Annotated in this window: 8 protein-coding genes; 2 read left to right on the top strand and 6 right to left on the bottom strand. The window is 55.8% G+C overall.

The window, feature by feature from the left end:
* Positions 1-5: 5 nt before the first annotated feature.
* The gene (radC, locus tag AC2VNO_RS08640; protein ID WP_486933749.1) at positions 6-503 is read left to right on the top strand and encodes a RadC family protein; all 498 of its coding nucleotides are present in this window, start codon (positions 6-8) and stop codon (positions 501-503) included.
* A 96-nt stretch (positions 504-599) separates the two neighbouring features.
* Here the strand turns inward: radC and mads8 are convergent, their stop codons facing one another.
* The 6 genes from mads8 to mads2 (AC2VNO_RS08670) are packed head-to-tail and all read right to left on the bottom strand — an operon-like array spanning position 600 to position 17,291.
* Entirely contained in the window at positions 600-6,053 is a 5,454-nt protein-coding gene (mads8, locus tag AC2VNO_RS08645; protein ID WP_486933750.1) for a methylation-associated defense system ATP-binding protein MAD8, read from the bottom strand.
* Positions 6,050-7,732, bottom strand: coding sequence for a methylation-associated defense system protein MAD7 (gene mads7, locus AC2VNO_RS08650; protein ID WP_486933751.1), 1,683 nt, complete (start codon positions 7,730-7,732; stop codon positions 6,050-6,052). The genes mads8 and mads7 overlap by 4 nt, the downstream gene beginning before the upstream one ends.
* The gene (gene mads6 / locus AC2VNO_RS08655; RefSeq protein ID WP_486933752.1) at positions 7,722-11,873 is read right to left on the bottom strand and encodes a methylation-associated defense system protein kinase MAD6; all 4,152 of its coding nucleotides are present in this window, start codon (positions 11,871-11,873) and stop codon (positions 7,722-7,724) included. Before mads6 ends, mads7 begins: the two co-directional genes overlap by 11 nt.
* Positions 11,873-13,273, bottom strand: coding sequence for a methylation-associated defense system restriction endonuclease subunit S MAD5 (gene mads5 / locus AC2VNO_RS08660; RefSeq protein WP_486933753.1), 1,401 nt, complete (start codon positions 13,271-13,273; stop codon positions 11,873-11,875). The genes mads6 and mads5 overlap by 1 nt, the downstream gene beginning before the upstream one ends.
* Positions 13,270-15,288, bottom strand: coding sequence for a methylation-associated defense system DNA methyltransferase MAD2 (gene mads2, locus AC2VNO_RS08665; protein WP_486933754.1), 2,019 nt, complete (start codon positions 15,286-15,288; stop codon positions 13,270-13,272). The genes mads5 and mads2 (AC2VNO_RS08665) overlap by 4 nt, the downstream gene beginning before the upstream one ends.
* Positions 15,285-17,291, bottom strand: coding sequence for a methylation-associated defense system DNA methyltransferase MAD2 (mads2, locus tag AC2VNO_RS08670; protein ID WP_486933755.1), 2,007 nt, complete (start codon positions 17,289-17,291; stop codon positions 15,285-15,287). Before mads2 (AC2VNO_RS08670) ends, mads2 (AC2VNO_RS08665) begins: the two co-directional genes overlap by 4 nt.
* Before the next feature lie 125 nt (positions 17,292-17,416).
* On the opposite strand from mads2 (AC2VNO_RS08670), the gene AC2VNO_RS08675 reads away from it, so the two are divergent.
* Complete coding sequence (locus AC2VNO_RS08675) at positions 17,417-17,761, top strand: helix-turn-helix domain-containing protein (protein WP_486933756.1); 345 nt, start codon at positions 17,417-17,419, stop codon at positions 17,759-17,761.
* Positions 17,762-17,779: the final 18 nt, after the last annotated feature.

A 17,779-nucleotide genomic window follows, 5' to 3' on the forward strand; every position in this document is an offset into this window, starting at 1 on the left:
ACACCATGAACCATCACAAGCTGAGTGCCGGCGAAGTTGCCGGCACCTACCGCATCACCGACACGGTCTCAGAAGCGGAGCTCTTGAGCATCGCCAAGGCCTTCGCCCGTCGCCGGCTGGCCAAGGGCCGCAAGATCACCCAGCCAGCGCTGGCCTTCGAGTACCTGCAGATGCTGCTGCTGGACTACGAGCACGAGGTGTTCAGTGCCATCTTCCTCGACACCCAGCATCGGGTGATCAAATTTGAGGAGCTGTTCCGCGGCACCATCGACGCAGCCAACGTGTACCCCCGTGAGGTAGTCAAGCAGGCCCTGGCTCACAACGCCGCCGCGGTGATTCTCGTTCATAACCACCCTAGTGGCGATCCCGAGCCCAGCGACGCCGACCGGCGCATTACTCAGCGTCTGAAGGAAGCCTTGGAGATCGTGGAGATACGCGTGATCGATCATGTGATAGTCGGGAGTGAGGGGTGTTTGTCACTTGCCGAACTGGGACATATCTGAATGGACTCTAGCCATCACGCCGGTGCTGCCCTTCATGGGTAGCACCGGCATTTGTAGATAAATTTTTTTAAATCATCAAGGCTATTTCAAGGAGCTCTACACCGCTGTTTTTGTACTTCCGCCATGTTGTGTTATGCGAGGCCTACATTTTATTTTTATGGCACCACGGCTGAAGGCATCATCAGATGACTTGCTCGACCATACATAGGCTTCTCCGGTACCGAGATGGCTCATCTTGTCAGAGGTCAGCTCCCCAAGGGCGGCATTCGCCTTCTGGATGTGTTTCAGCCAGGCGGGGGAATTGAATTTGTGCATGATGATCTGCGAAGACAGTTCGATCAGAGAGACCGGAACTGATGGTGGGTCTTGAGAGGCAACCATGATGCTGGTCCCCTTATGTCGCATCTCACGGACGACCTCTACCAAACCGGATACCAAGTCATCATTCTCGATGTACTTGTGGGCTTCATCAAAAACTACGAGTTTGTTAAAGGCGCTTCCCTGGTAGGTTGCTTCTGAGAAAATCTGAAGCATTACCACGAATAGACCGAGGGCCTCATCCTTTTCGATGTATTCATCACGCAAATCGACGATAACCAATCGGCCTGGGCGTATTAGATCCTGAAGACGCTGGTTATCATCGATATATTCGCTGGCAAACAGCAGACGCGTCTGCGCCAGCTCTTTAAGGTGATCGGACAGACCAGAGTTATCGATACCGGCTCGCAGGGCATCCAAAGTCAGGTTATCCCTTAGTCCCCGCATGATGAGATTGATTTGCCGCATATACATGCTCTGGCTACCAATCGCTCCCATCAGGAACTTCCAGTGCGCCGCCTTGAGTTCGGAGGCAGAAAAAGCAATCGGCTTAACCTCAATATCCGGGTACTCGGCCCGGCGATCATCCACCTTATTGGCCGGGGTAAGAATCAGGACATCCTTCAGGGCTTCCGGGTTAGCCTTGTAACGCTCACGAAGGATGCGGATCTCTTCATCCACCGAGTTGGCATTGATCATCGAAGTAAACTCCGGCGCATAATCCTGCGTCGGGCTGTAATGGAAAATGACGGTGGCGAGCGGGCTTGGCAGCACATTGATGTGCTGAAGCGGCATGGACGCCATCTCAATAACGGTTCCAAGGGTGTAGCTCTTGCCGCCACCTTGAACCCCAAAGAGACTGATCGTATGGGTGTGGTTAAGGTCCAGGGCTATTTTTCTGCCGGAAACCTCTCCGAGCAAACCGTACTGGGGTGAGTCGCCATTAACGCCCAGCATGATGTCATAGTTGACCTCGGCTTGAGGCGCAGGCTCGGGTGTCGGATGTTCTGGTGATTCAAGCTCGGGCTGAACAGGTTCTTCCGGTTCAACAGCAACGGAGACGGGCTGTTCTTTTTCTTCTTCAGGCGCAATGGTGGAAGGTCGAGGTGCTTGCTCGACGGGTTTCGCTTGTCCTTCCTTTTCTTCTTGGGCAGGTACGGGTGTTTCCTCTGCAGCAGGAGGTGTTGGTTGGGTGATCGGTGCCTCCGGCTCTTCGTCCCAGAGTTCATCCGCTGTCCAGGACGTTGACCGGGCTCTCTTGGGTGCGATGAAAGCGGCTGTCTCAAGCTTTGGCACGTTCGGTATGAACTGCTCGCTCAGAAGATGCGCGGTTGGTTCCTCCTCAATCTCGACGGACACAGGTTTGCGGCAGCTCTCCAGCAAGGCGTGAATGAGATCCTTGCCGATGCGGTGGAATTCAATACCCACCTCATTGTCCGGGGCTTCGGTTCCGGTCTTATCGAAGTCGAAGATCAGGGCGCAGCGCCTAAACTGAAGCGAGTAGCCCTGTTCGATGGATTCAAGCAGCCCTCGCGCTTCCTGCGAGGCAGTCACATCAAAGATCCCGTAACGCAGTGAGCGTTCCAGATAGAACCGAAGGATCTGAGACAACTCCCGGCTCTTGAGCAACCTATCCGGCCGGTCCGGTTTTTTCAGAGCCGGGTCGAAGTGGCGCTGTAGGATGCGCTCACTCTGATTGATCTGGGCGGATATCCGCTCCTTCAGTTGGTTGAAGGCCGAAAAGTCGCCGACCTGCGAATAACACTTCACCTCGACCAGATTGCAGGTGATCGTCCTGGTGTTCAAATCCAAATCGAACAAGCCCAAGTCGGTGCGCTGCAGGCTGATGGCATCGTTGACGTCGTCTGACTCACCGCTTGAGCGGTAGAGGTCCGTGTGTGCGTCCAGCGGCACAATAACCTGATTGCTCAACGCACCCTGATATTCGAGATAGAGCCGCGCCAGCGCCAGGCCAAGAGCCTCCGCCTGTTGCGTGCGTGCGGAAATCAGTTTCAGGGCAAGCTGACCGGAAAGCGACCGTAGGTTTGCCAGAATCTGAACCGACTGCTCGCCGTCGGCGGATAAACCGTGCTCAAGCAGCACCGGCTTCAGCATAGCCTCCAGCTCATTATTCGAGCGCGAGGAGATGATCAGGTTATGTGTCGCCTGGGAGCTGGCTCCCGGCACATAGTCAATCAGATAGTCCGGTCTGTTCTTCCGACCGCCATGGTCGAAAAACTCAATCCCCATATTTCGGTCGATGGTGAACACCCAATCGCTGATTTGGTGAACCTCATAAATCAGTTCTCGTTGGGCCACATCGAGGCCAAGGGTCACGACGGGTAAGGCCTTGAAACTGGCACCAGAAGCAGCAACCGCTGAGGTGGCAAAACAGAGGTGGCGGCTCAGCGACGACAGCAAATCAAAGCAAGCAGCGTGGTTGTCCGCGCCGAGGGAGCGCCCAACAATCGGCCGCTTATTCCAGAAGGTACCCGAATCGTCATCAGCGAATTCGGTATCAAAGTCCTGTATCAACCCTTGCAGCGGAGTCACTCCCATCGGTTTCTCGACAATGGAAAGCTCCTCGGCGGGAAACACATCCAGAAGAACGCTAATGTGTGCTGGAAACTCCTTAGAATTGGCATGGAACTCATCTAGCGCGTGTTTGGCCAAGTTGAGCTTAGAGAACAGATGGCTGCCGGTTGAAGTCGCAAACGCGTCGGCGGCCTCGTATACCGTGGCGCCGGGACGGACCATAGATTCAAGCGCCTCACCCAAAATCGGTGAGTCGGGGTCGGAGGTAAAGAGCCGGATGTCATAGCGCAAGTCGGCATGCTCACGCTTCTGCTGGAGCGATATTAAGGCCTCCGCTATCACGGAACCGGCTCCGGGGTTGAAGATGTTAAGAGCAAGCTCTCGCACATACGGATGCTGGGAGAGATAGCGCTCGATCTTATCCGCAATGACCTTTCCGGATATATCGGCCCCCGCCGCAGAGGGCTCGGCCAAGCCGAGGGCCGAACAGATCTCCGCCATCAGGCCACGGGAATTCCCCTCGGTTGTCGGGGCGTAGAGAGCCCAAAACGCATTCAGGTTGTCCACCGGCGTGAAGATGCGGCCATCCTCTACGGGAATACCGACCGGATAGGCAGAGGGAACAAGACCATCCAACAGAGAGGAACGGACATGAGGAATGTGATCCTTCCCACCTGACTTGATCTTCTCGATCCAATCCTTGCCCAATGTGACCCAACTGCTCAGCCACAAGGCACGGAGCGGATGGGTTGGGGAGGCCAACACAGCCTCACGATGCCTTCCACGAAAGTCGGTCAAGATGACATGAATGGAATCGACGGCCAGCACGTTCCTGAGCGCTTGCAGGTGCTGCTGGCGCTCGGCACCGGAAGTCGTCTCGGCCTGACGGATGAGGTTCCTGACCAAGTCGAGGTAGCTTTCAGCATACGCGAGGCATTCTTTTTCCGAGTCCCTGAACGAAAGCCCCTGCATGATCAGCTCGGCAGTGTCTTTGCGCACCACTGCAAAAAACTCTTCGCGGGCAGCCAGAAAGGAAGCCATCGCAGCGGATGATGGCAGCGTGAGACCGACCTCGGAAGGCGGCTCGGCGGTATCCAGGTTGATCTGCATTCGCCAGCCCGATGGGTGCTTGGGCTCCACCAAGATGCGCTGCTCGATAGTCTTGAGCATTCGCGAGAGCGGGATTTGAACAGCGCCCTCACGACCGAATTTTGCGTGCAGGGTTTCCTGCCGGGAGGTCTTCTTGGAACGACCTCCCTCAGCCCAGGCGACACCACTGATGGCGATATCATCGGGATCGCGTTCATCGCCCAGGGCAGTCAGTTGCAGCCGGAAACGTGCATGCTCCAAGCTCTGCTCAATGGGGATGGCGCGTTGCGGCGGTTCTTCCTCGATCTTGCCACCGGGCAGGACGTAAAAAGGTTCGCTCTCGTAAGAGCGTTTAGCTCCCTCAGAGACGGAATCCGCTTCCAGCGGAATCGGGTCGCCATCGGCGGTCCAAGGCATTACACGGATGAAATGCCATCCTTCCTCGAATTCGATTTTATTGAGTTTGGCCAGGTTGGTTGTGCAATGCAGGCGGTTCGGTGTCCAGGCTTTGACCTTTTTGGTTTTTCCTACCGGGCCGTCATTCTGTGAAATAACTTGAACAGTAAAATGGTCAAGCCCGCTGACCTTGCAGGGGTGAGGGTTAACCTCGAACACCACGTTCATTTTGCGGCGGTCGTTCGGGACCAGTACCTGTTGCCCAATGAGGCCGGAGAGTTGTTCGTCGGCCTCATCTTCCGTAACGACCGGCAAGTCGGTCTCCAGCACAGTCAGAAGAACCTTGTCCAGCGAAAGCTCTTCCTGGAACGTCCATTTGTCGAAAGATATGCTCCACCAGCTCTTGTCTGTCGCGATGGCCGGCGTCCAGGATTCGGGCTCCTGGACGTCATATTTTTCAAAATAGGCGAATAGGCGTGACTCCAATGCCTTGTCGCTGAGCCCCAGATCGGCGATACGGCCACGAACCGACTTGTGAGAGGTCATCAGACTGCGAACGCTGCCGAGGTTGCGGCGAATCTTGCCATTGACCATGCTGGGATCAGCAAAGAGTTTGAAGTCCGGAATCAACGCCAATTCATACAGGCTGGCCCCGAGGGTTTCTCCATCAATCCCGTTTTCGAGCGCGGTTAGCAGATACCGCACGCGGGAAACATCGTCGGCAAACAGCCATTCCTCCTCGGTTAGGATGCCCAAGAGATCGCGAACATGGCCAACCAGCGTTGCCGGCAGCCGGTCAAGCAACGCGTCGATCAGGTTCTCGTAGATACCGGTGAAAGCCAGCTCCTCGAAGGTCGCCACGCCAAAAGAGTCCTCGGCACTGGTACGGAGCGAGGTCGGTATGAAGACCAGCAAAGGCTGACGCAGCTCGCCGTTCGCGTTAGGGTTTCGCAGTTCCACCAGCTTGGTGGAGGTCACACGGAAAGGCATTCCTTCTTGGTCACGGCTGCCGAGGATAAAGATGTTTCCGTCGGGCCGGGTTCGCCGCAGTTCCTTGCAAACCGACTCCATGACATCGTCATCAAGATCGGTGACCCGCATGCAGTGGCCTGGGCCACGATCACCCAGGATCGCTTCGATACGAGGGCACAGCAGACCAGCGACCGACGCGTTCAATTTCTCCTGGGAAAGCTTGGTGAACGCGTTACTCATGCGTGCCTCCCGTTCTTATCAGTTCCGTCATTTTTCTCAATGGCATAGCGGGGCGATACCTTCTGAGTCACGTAGGCATCCGACAGATCCTCGTAGAACCCGATTTCACGCAGGCGGCGCTTGAAGGCCTCGAGATTGAGGCGCAGGGCGCGTCTGTCCAGGATGCTGCTGTTGGCCTGGATTCCTTCCGGCAGCCGGTCGATGTGAAGGCCATAGCGGTTTCTCAAAAAGGCCAGCAATTCCTCGATGCGAACCTCACGGGTCACAAAACGCCCGCCGTCTTGGGTGAGCACAGCAATCTGAAGGAGAACTTCGAGCAGCTTGCTTCCCAGCACAAATCGCCGAGGACTTCCCTTGGTCCGAGATTGGGCAAGAAGACCGTTCTCTTTGTTCTTCAGCAATAAAGAGTCCAGACACTCAGTGATGTACTGGCGATGATAGTTACCGCGATACGCCATCAGGATTTCGATGAAGGATTCGAACTCGCCCAGGCCCATGCCAGTGACTTCCCGGATCTCCGGATCGACGTCCTCGTTCCCTGAGGTCGATTCCTCGATCAGGCTCGCCAGGCGGAATTTGAAGTAGGCTTGACGCTCGGTGTCGTGCTCGGGCTTAAGCAGGGCGACCAGGTCGCCAACGGTGAACACGCCACCCCCAGGGGTAGCCAGCTTGCCTGTCTTCTTGCTGAGGTATTCCGCCATCTCATCGAGCTTCTTGACAACGAAATTGGCCTGCACGAAGGCCGGAATCTGACGATAGAGCCGGTCAGTGGACCTGCGAGCCAACTCGGCCATGTGCGGATTGTTGACGTCGCCCATATCCACGACCAGCGCCACGCGGTAAGGACAGCCTTCCAGTGCATTGTCGAGGCCTGGGTCGATCGGGCATTCCTTGGCGGTGCAGAGATCGTTGCCGGAGCGCTGTTTCACCATCTTGGGGAGCATCTGCAGCAGCTTGAGGTGATAGAGCGCCAGATGGAATGCCATCAGGGTCTTGAGGTAATCCACCAGCACCGAACGCGGAATATAGGGCTCATAGGCCAGTAACCGCAGAATGTCGTCGGCCATAATATCGGCCTGGCCGATACATAGCGGCTGGAAGCGAGAGGGCTCCTTGGAGTCCTTCATGTCCTGGGTAACCTGATGATCCAGACGAAGGATGGCCTGCGTTTCCACATCCACGGATACGTTGGGATCGTAGCGGTCCGTCACCAGGTCGATTCCCGGGAAGAAGAAGCGCTTCAAGGCATCCCGCGCCGCTTGGCCCTTACCTTTACGGGCATAGAAAAGCATCCAGTAGATCTGCTCGGCAGCGCCGTAGTCGCGGGTGTGCTTGGCGTTGCGGAACTTATAGGTGTTGCCGTGCAGGGGCCTCGGCGCAGCAAGTGCCTGGTTGCTCTTGCCTCGATTAACCAAATCCATCAGGTCGGTTTCAATCCATGCGCGAGTAATATCGGGGTGTTTATCGAACCCGGCAAACCACTCTGGGTGCTCTAGAAAGTCCTCCAGAAACTCATCCACAGAAAGGTCTCCACCTCTCGGCGGCCTGCGGCTGGCGTAGCCTTCGTACTTGAGTCGAGGAAACAACATCGTTAACACACGATCCATCTCGATATGTTTGAAATCGAGATAAGTAACCTTGGGTATTCTGAACTCCTTGTCGCGCCCTTTAATTGACATGGTATTCAGCCCCCTTCTCTGATACACCCATCACCAGTCGGCCATCGTCCTCCCGGCATATTTCATAAAACTTGTGCCCAGCCTTTGTTAACAACACTTCCTTGTATGGAACTGAAGCTAACAGGTTCTTGAATACCGCCAGACTCAAGTAGAAACCTTCCTGTTCCTCGATGCTGGGACGATAGCCGTTGTTCAGTCGCATCAGCATTTCATAGATGTCGAGATTGATGCGCAGGCTGGCTTTGTGGCCGTCACCGGTGTCGTAAAGCAGCACTAGCGCCTGAGACAGGCACTCGAGGAAAGGATTGGCCGCTGTTTCCTGCTCGGTGTGGAGCGTGAAATGGTCGCCGTCAAAGAGGCGGTAACTGCGGATCGAGCCCTTATCCACCTGGCGGACACGCAGCGCCAACTGGTTGCCCAGCCGCGCCGGATCGCTCAGGCATTCGCCCCGGTTAATGGCCCGAAGAATGGCGGTCATCTCATCGGTGCTTTTCGCTCCCGGCTGCTCAATGGCATCCAGGAAGGGGTCGATGCTTCCGTAAGGCAGCATCTCCTTCCAGCCGATGTCGCGTCGCTCAAAGAAATGGCGACGCCGCATGTGCGAGAGGTAATTCCGGTGCTTGGCGATCAATCGAGCACGGTTCTTCGACGAGTAATCGCGAGGTAGGTTGTGGTACAGCGTCTCTAACAGTTCATTGTCATATCCGGCCCGCTCCGTGAACGAGAAGCGACTCATAGTCTTGGTCTTGGGATTGAGGAAGCCAAGCTCGCGGTCCAGATCAGGGTTGCTGACTTCGGCAACGTCGATCTCGCGCAGCAAAGCAATCAGCCGGTCATTGGAACCTTCCGCCCCGCCAAGCCACGAGTTGAAATAGTAACCGTCAAGGATGCGATTCTGGGTCTTTTCACCGCCGTTCTGATAGAGCTGATGAATGCCGTCGCAGTCCTGGGTGCCCACCAGCATGAAGGCCAGCGCCGAACGCAGGTCGCGCATGGTGATGTGTAGTCGCCCGCGCAGATGGGTGATGGTGTAGAGCATCTTCAGGCGTTCGATCACCTTAGGACCGGCAACCGGGTCCTGGAAGGTCCGGGCGTTATGGTAGGCAAAGCACTTGCCCTTGAGGTCGCACTTCTCGCAGGCCAGCCAGTATTCCTGCTGCGTCATGCGGGCGATCAGACGCTCCAGAATCGAGGGCTGACCTTCCTCGGGTTCGGCGACCACCGAGCGCAGGTTGAGGTTGATGACCGCGATACCGCCTTCCGGAGCGGCCCCGGCCAATCCCTGCTGGATCTGCTTGGCGAGCAGCGGGAACTCCTCTTCGTGCTCGAGGAAGAAATCGACTAGCCGCCCCTCGTTGATCGCGATCAGGCGGCTCTGATTCTCGGGCCAGAGGTCAGCGTCCTTGCCCGCGAAGGGAGCAAAGAACTTCTGGAGCACGGCATCGTTGCGCTCGTCGCCTTCATCCTGGCTGCCGTCGTAATTGCTCTGGTAGGTATGTCCCTTGAGCTGGAACACGGCTCCATTCGCGCCACGCTGCATCTGTGCGCCCTTGCTCTCGGCAAAGGCCTCGAACTGCTGAATGAAGGCCGTCTTACCGTCACCGGCGTTACCGCTGATGATGACCAGCCGGAACTCGCCCTTGAGCAGCGCGGGTTTGAGCTTCTCATCCAGATAGGTCGGCACGTAGGTGGCCTTACCAACTTCGTCGAGACCTCGTGTGCCCGAGTTAGACACCTGGCTCTGGCTGTAGAGAGTCAGCAGATGCGTGACAAAGGGGTTGGTGTTGGGCTTGGTCGGCTCGAAGCCCAGCTTGGACACCACCTTAGGTCCGGCTCCAATCTCGCCAGTGGTCAGCACCGAGCGCATGCGCTTGACCTCGGCCATGGCGGTTAAGCACTCATCGACTGAGGCGAAGCGATCCTTGCGCTCCGGCGCGATCATCTTCACCAGCACATTGACCAGCGATGAGCTGAGATCGGCGCAGCCTTTGAACTGCTTGGGGTCCTTGGGCTGAGTCTTAATCGGCGGTGTCGGGTCGTCGAAAGGATACTTACCGGTCAGACACTCATAGAAGGAGATGCCCAGGGCATAGAGGTCGCGGTCCATTCGATCCGAAGCATCAGGCTCGGAGGAGTAATCGTAATCCGGCGGCAGGTAGCGACGCGTTCCGCCACCACCCTGAACCTCGTCGTTTTCGGAGACCGCAACGTTGAAATCGATGATGCGGACACCCTTATCGGTCCACAGCAGGTTGGAGGGCTTAACGTCCTGATGGTAAACGCCGTGCTGGTGAAGATGGGCCAGCCCATCGGCGGCCTCGCGCACGATGCGCACGGCATCATCCAGCGAAAGCGCCTCGGCATCGATCAGATCGGAGACATCCAGACCTTCCACATACTCAAAAACGATGTAAGGCGTCTGCTTGGCGTCGGCCATGCGATCCGCCCAGACCACTTTCACCACGTGCGGATGGTCCGGCAGATTGGTCAGGGTCTTGTATTCCCGGCGCAGGCGTTCATAAACGCTGCGGCGATCCTTGGTCACCAGCTTGATGACCCGCACCACATCGCCCAGGGAATCGAACACCTTGTAGGCGACACCGAAGCCGCCACTGCCCAGCTTCTTTTGAATGCGAAAGCGATCACCAAGGATGAAATCCTGGGGCAGGTTCATCAGGTCATCGGGGAGCTCCGGCACGACCACGGCCGGGCCGCTCACATCCGGGGCGGAATCGTTCTTGGCCTCCGGCAGAATCAGGTCATCCAGACCCTTGCGGGCGATGGCCGCGCTGGTGTGGCGTTCCTCGGGATCGAACTCGCAGAACTTCTGCAACCACTCGTCGACCCCCTTGGGTAGATCCGGCTTATGTTCCGAGGGCTTCATCGGAAACAGGCCGTCGGCCTCCATCATCTGGTCGACACTTTCAAAGGGCAGCTCGCCGATCAGCAGTTCATAGATGATCAGCCCTGCGGCATAAAGGTCGGAGGCGATGCTAGCCTGGGTCGGGTCCTTGAAGCATTCCGGAGCCTGGTAGGCGGGTTCCAGGTCATCCACCACCTGATCGGCGATGGTGGAGGTTCGGTTCTTGCCCACCCGGGCGAAATCGAAACCCGTCACCCGGGCCTGGCCGCCCTTAGTGACCAGAATGGCGTCCGGGGTGAGATTGCGGTGGATCACCTCATGCCGGTGCGCATGGTCCAGGGCCGAGAGCACATCGCGCATCACCTGGAGCTTCTGGTCAAAGGTCAGCGCCAGGGAAGCCTTGTTGATATGCAGGCGCAGGGCCTGGCCGGGCAGGTCCTCGGTGACCAGCACTACCTTATCCTCATCGTCGGAGACGAACAGATCCTTCACCGCCAGCAAGTTGGCGTGGGTCGGCATGTGCGCCACGGCGCGATAGGCGTTGCTGATCTTTTTGAACTCTTCCTTGCGGGCGGTCTCGTCCTGGTAAGGATCGGCCTGATAGACCCGCAGGCGGGCCATACCGCCGCTCTTGCCCAACAGGTTGTGCTTGGCGCGGTATTCAGTGTAGCGGTCGGTGCCGCCCAGCTTTTCTTCCACCTGCCAGTCGCGGAACACCAGCGCCGCGCTCTTGGGCTTGGCGTTGCCTGTGATCGCCTTGGCGATCTGGGAGTGGAAGCGGGTGATGTTATCCAGCCGGCTGTCGGGAATGCGATTCGCGTCGCGGAAGTACTTCAGACAGTGCTTGAAGTCGGTCACGTCCGGGCTGTCGATGCCTGCCTGGTCGAACACGGCGGCGTCATCGGCGGTAAGCAGCACGGTCGCATGCACATGGGCCTTGCGCAGCTCAATAACTCCTTTGTGACTCTCTTTTATGATGCTGGCCATCACCTTCGCGTGGTGACGAAGCTTCGCGAGAGGCGAGTGAAACGGTTGCCGCCCCTGTGGGTACCACTTGGAGCCATACACATCGATATTGCCCCGCGTCCCTTTGACATCCACCAGATACACTGCGTGATGCGCAAGGATAGCTACGTCGATTTCGAACACCTCCTGCCCTTGACGCATCTCGAAGTTGTGGAAGATCAGCCAGCCATCAGGCAAATGATCCCGAAGGAAACCGATGGCCTGACGTTCAGATTCGTTCGCGGGTTGCCCGATGGGTATGACCTTCGCCATTAGCGGCCTCCCTCCTCAATGGTGCGCTCCACGAGGGTGCGAGCTTGGTCCTCTAGCTCGATAGCTTTCTCTCTCGCCTCATAGGCTTCTACAACCAGTTCATGGCAACGAGCACGAACATCCTTATCAGGATATGGAATTGGTAGCGAAGGCAGTACTGCATAGTGGAAGTCTTGAAGCTTGCTCCCAGTCGAAGCTGAGCGCAGCATTCTGAAGGCAGTTTCAGAACGCATAAAAGCAAAAAGAGCTCCAGGCTCAATAATGTTTTCGTCAGCGATAACTCTCAAGAAGTGCTGGGAATATGCTCTCTCAAGGTTTTTTCCAGTAATGTACTCAGCACGACAAAAAAGCTCACTTTCTCCAAGAGTGCCTTGCGCTGCTACGAGAATTGTTCCATCCGGAACGAGTACTTCATCACCAACGGAGCTCTTTGCAATCCATCTCCCCTTTGGTCGCAACCAAAAAATTTGTTTTTGCCCTATTAGCTGATAAGAAAATTCCGGATCAGCATCGATCCGTTTAAATCTAGGCCCACTCCTCAGTGTTCCCTCAATACAAACTTCAGATAAGGACTTCCAGCTACCTTGTTTAATTTTTTCACACAATCTATTAAACCGGGGATTAAAATTAAGGGCTCGAAGTGATCTTACGTCCGCCTTCATGGCAAAGCCAAGGTCGCTACCCCATGAACTCCAAATTGATGAGGTGATATCGCTTAGGCCAACGCCATCAAAGTAGACCTTGGTCGATTCGTGTAAATTTTTCTGATACTTGCAGAGCAAGGATGCAGACCTCTTAATTAGGCGATCTGCTTCACCTTCTACTTCCCCTAGCCTAGGCACGGGAATATCAGCGATGTTCTCGGCCTCAATGTGCGTAATTATTGACCCAAAAGTGCCACCAGTTACTATCGGCAAACCAAACTTGGTGGTCAAGAATGCGTACAGGTACCCAGGAGAAATTTTGCTTGTCTCAGGAACAACCTTTAATACATCTTGAGATATCGCAACTTCATCCAATCCCTTCCTAGCATACATCATTCTCCCAATGGTTCCTGACCTCGTGATTAAGGTTGCTCCTTCAGGGCAGGTGAAAAGTGGATTATTAGCCACTTGCTTACGAGATATAAAAAGTTGGTAAGAGATATCTGCTCGCAAGATATCTGCACTTCGGAGAAAAGGAATTCCGTGCTCCGTGTCAGCCGCCCAGATGATCTTGTCTTGACCGACGTGATACATGCCTTCCATACCACCTTTGGTCACATCAACTAATGCATCCTTTTTGCAATCCAAGTGTTCAAGGATTTTTCTCGCTTCCATACTGCCTTTAACGAACGGCCCGCAATCAAGACGGTGCTCTTCTTCTATCAACCAGGTGCTGGGTATTGCTTTTACTATCATGCGGACACCTCTCCATTCCGAAGGAACTCTCGGAATTTCTCTGCAACTACTGGCAATTCATCATGAGTACGGCGGTTACGACGCGTGGTGCGCCGGATTTCGACTTCACCACCTTGGCGTACCTTTTCAATAACGTCATCTTCAAAAATCAGTTCCTCGCCATCTGGGGCTCGCTGGAATAAGAAATTGCCTCGGGCATCGACTCCAGCCCGATCTACTACAGCCATGAAGACGTTATATTCCGGATGCATCGCGTTTATCAGTTCTTCTTGACTACGTCGACGAAAAACTAGGAGGCTCAGTAGGGCAGGTGTAAGCCCATATTCCTTCACCGTGACCTTGAAGGGCTCCACTGGCAGGTCGACCGAGGCAAGTACCTCGCAGTGGCGCAGAATCCACCAGCGTACGTACTCTTGCGCAGGATTGCCCAACAAGCCATCGGGCAGCAGGATGCACACGCGGCCAGTACCGGGCTTCACCCATTGCAGGGCGCGTTCGATAAATAGCACCTCGGGCGGCACGCCACCGGTACTCAGATTGCCGGTGTTGCGGAATCCACCTTCTTCGTCTCGCTCCCAGTTGTTGCCCAGGTCATAGCGCTCCAGGATGGAGGTGTCGCTCACCGTGTCTTGGGTCGAGAACCAGGGGTTGAGCAGGACCATATCCATGCTGCCCAGCGGCATGGCCGGGCGGGCGGCTTCGATGCCATCCAGATCGCCGTCCGGGAAGGTGCGGGCATCGATACGGAACACGCGGCCGGGATTGCCGGTGGTGAACAGCAGGTTCATGCGGCTGGCCACGGCCAGGAAGGGATCGATGTCGCAGCCCAGGGCATTGCTGGCCGCCCAGGCGGCGGTTTCGTTTTGCGCCTGGCGGATCTGTTCGTTGGTGGCCTCTTCAGGCGTGGTGCCCATGGCCGCCAGTTTTTTCTTGAAGATGTGCGCGGCGGTCATAGCCAGGAAGGTGCCGGTACCGCTGGAGCAGTCCATGATGCGTTCGCCGGGTTGCGGGTCAAGCATCTCCACCGCCATTTCGGCCACGTTGAGCGGTGTGGGGTAGCGCCCCTCGCGGCCATCCATCACGCTGCGGGCAACAGCACGGAAGGCCCCCGTGCGGTAACGGGGCTGGGTTTCGCTTAAGTTATAGCGAGCCAGCTCCATGACCATGCGGGCGGTCTCGTGGGGTTCCAGCGTCAGATCCCAGCCACGGGTCAGCAGGATCGGTTGCCAGGCTTTGGCGGCGGCAATGGATTCGTTGATGCGCTGGGCAATGGCCTGTTGGCCCGCCTCGGTGAAAGGCTCGTCGCCCCTGATCCAGAATTTGCGCTCGCCGGTGGGCAGAGTCTCATCAAAGATCTTGGCCAGCATCAGCACGGCCAACTGCTTGAAGGAATCCTTGTGGTCGAGTCCCAGGTTGCGGTTCAGATACTGGCGGCAGCGCAGCAAAGCGTCTTCCAGATCTTCCGCTTCGGCGCTGACCTGAATGATGCCGCCGGTGCGGTCGAGATCGGTGGTGCGTTCGCCCGGCACCGGCCAGACGCCCAGCGGTTTGGCGCGGACCTCGAAGCGGGTACGTTCGACCTGGAATAGGAACTCCTCCTGGCCGTTGGTCCACATGCCCAGCGTCGCGCCGGGGATCAGCTCCAGCAGCTCCTTGAGCTCGCGCAGGTCAGCGTCAGCCTCGGTAATGGAACGGAGCTTGTCGCGCTTCTTCTGATTCTTGCAGACGATGAGCCGCTGCAGGTTGTCGTTGTTATGCTCGGCATCGGGACGGAAAATCGCGATGTCGATGCGCTTGCGCCCCTGGCCGGGGATCTGGGGGTTGTAGTTAACCTCCAGGTCGTTCCGGTCAAAGCCGTAGCTCTCGATGAGCAGGCGCAGAACCTTCTGCACCAGCAGCTTCTTGGCCGAGGCGCTCTCCTTGTTGCCGGTTAGGATGTCGATGAAAAAGTTTTCCGGGCCGCTCTCTTCGACAGCATCCTGCCGGACTTCAATGATGTCGTCTTGACCGCTCATCCGTTCTGCTCCCTGAGAAATTCGCGGTACTTCTCAGCGATGATCGGCAGATCGTTGTCCTCGATCTTTTCACTGCGGGTCAGAACCCGTTCCACGAAGCGTCCGCCGATTCGGATGCGTTCGATATGTTTCTTAGGCTCGACAATCTCTGCGCCGTCCGGGGTGCGTTTATAAAGCTTGTTGCCACGGCGGTCGAAACCAACTTTATCGGCCACAGCCATGAAGACTGGGTATTTCTCGCCCCCTCCCAGCGCCTCACGATGCTTCTCTTGATTATCCTTGCGGCGCAGGAACAACAGGCTGGTAAGGATGTTGACATTGGCCTCGGCGATGAAGGCTTCCACCGGCAGATCGACGGAGGCCAGCACCTGGGTTTCACGCATGATCCACCAGCGAATATATTCCGCCGCCGGGTTGCCAAGAATGCCATCCGGAAGAACGATCCCCATGCGACCAGTTCCCGGTTTCAGCCATTTGATGCAGCGCTCGATGAATAGAATTTCAGGTGCAACGCTTCCCTTGAGGACGCCGGTGTTACGGAAACCACCTTCGCCGTCCGGCTCCCAATTATGAGCCAGCTCGTACTGCTCCAGAATGTGCTTGTCGGTAATCGGAATGTCGGAGCCAAAGGGGGGGTTGGTGGCGATTATATCCACCGAGCCCAACGGGATCTCCTTCTCCGCAGCAGGCAAATCATCCAGGTACCCCAGCGGGAACTCCAGAGAGTTGATATTGTATATATGACCTCGGCCGTCACCCGCTAGCACCATGTTCATCTGAGCGGCGCGGATAAGGAAGGGGTCGAAGTCCGTTCCGAAGACGTTGGCAGCAGCATACTCTTTCAACCGCTCATGGACACTCAAGAATTCAGTTGTGCTTTCGTTCCCAGCCTGGGTATCCTGCTCGTCACGGAACTTTTTTAGCATATGCCCAAGAGTGGCAACCAAGAAGCCACCTGTCCCACAAGCCGGATCTAAAAGGCTCTCGTTCTCTTTGGGGTCGAGCATTTCAATGACGAGCTTCACGACGCCACGGGGAGTGAAATACTGTCCACGGTCGCCGCGCAGATTGACGCCCACCAGTTCCTGATAGGCAACACCCTTGGCATCAACGTCCGTACGAGTGAAATCGTACTTGGCCAACTCAGAAACGATAAAGGCCAGCGCCCGGTTGGAGAGGGTGATCTCCTCGTTGCCTCGAAATATGTTCTTGTAATGCTTCTTAACCTCAGTGAAAAGCGCCTCGATACGAATACGGATATCCTTGCGGCCTTGCTCCTCGAACTGCTCCTTGGGGCCGGCCCAGAATCGACGCTGCCAGGCCTGTCGCTGCTTGGCACGCAGGTTCTCATCGTGCATCTTGCAGAAAATCAGATAGAGGAACTGCCAGAAGGCGGCGTCCTTGGGCATCCCCTCGTTTCCGTGGATGAAGTTGTGGCAACGCCGAAAGGTAATCTTGAGCATCTCATTGTCGGCGATGCGGGTGTGAGCATCGGAGACAACATCTTTAGTGCCAACTGACTCTTCCGCCATTGGCCAATCGCCAACAGGATTGCACTTCGTCTCAAAGCGACTCTGTTGCTTCTCTAAGAAAAAGAACTCGAAACCGTTGGTCCAGAGGCCATACTGAACAGCCTCCATTTCAAGCATGATAGCCCCAATCTCTTCAAGGTCTTTTTTTGCTTGCTCAAAATCTCGAATCCTGGCCGCATTTTTACCCATGGCAGGTTCAGGTCGGCACACAACTGCTCGGCGCATATTTTCTGGAATATGTTCTTTTTCATGGCCAAATATGGCTATATCTATTTTTTTTCTACCCTTGGCTTTGTAACCAATTTCCATATCTTCTGGAGAAAAACCATACTCATGAATCAAAGCACGGGCGATTCGCTGGCGTACCAGCTCTTTCTTTGTCTCTTTTATTTTCCTTCCTGTGACATAGTCAAGCGTATACCCTGCTGGTATCGCACTTTCGCCAACCTCATCGCTCATCATCCTGTTCATCAGTAGCTCCGCCGCACATCCAGGGCTTCATAATGTCAATCAACCCTCAATGGTACCGCAAGGGTCGCCAAACGGCCACATTTTTTCGTGTTGCATAACACTAAACGATGTGCTAGGATTTTTCAATGAGAAAATTTTGCGACACTGTGCGAGAGCTTCGCCAAGCACAGAATCTTAGCCTGAGAGAGACGGCTTCTATGTCCGGTATTTCCCCGGCATATTTAAGCCGGATTGAGCGTGGAAAAGAGCCACCACCTAGCCCAGCAGTTATTAAGAATATCGCTAAAGTGCTGGCTGCTGATCCGGATGTATTATTCCGCCTTTCTGAGTCCACAGATCCAGAAATATCCCATTACCTAGTCAACCATCCCTGTGCGGTTCGCTTGCTCCGCCTTATTAGCGATCACAATTTCACTGACCATGAAATTGATAAAATCTTTCACTTCGCGGAGCAACTAAGAGGCAGTTGAGGTAGCAACTTTCTACAA

Source organism: Halomonas sp. TH-94, assembly GCF_057473365.1.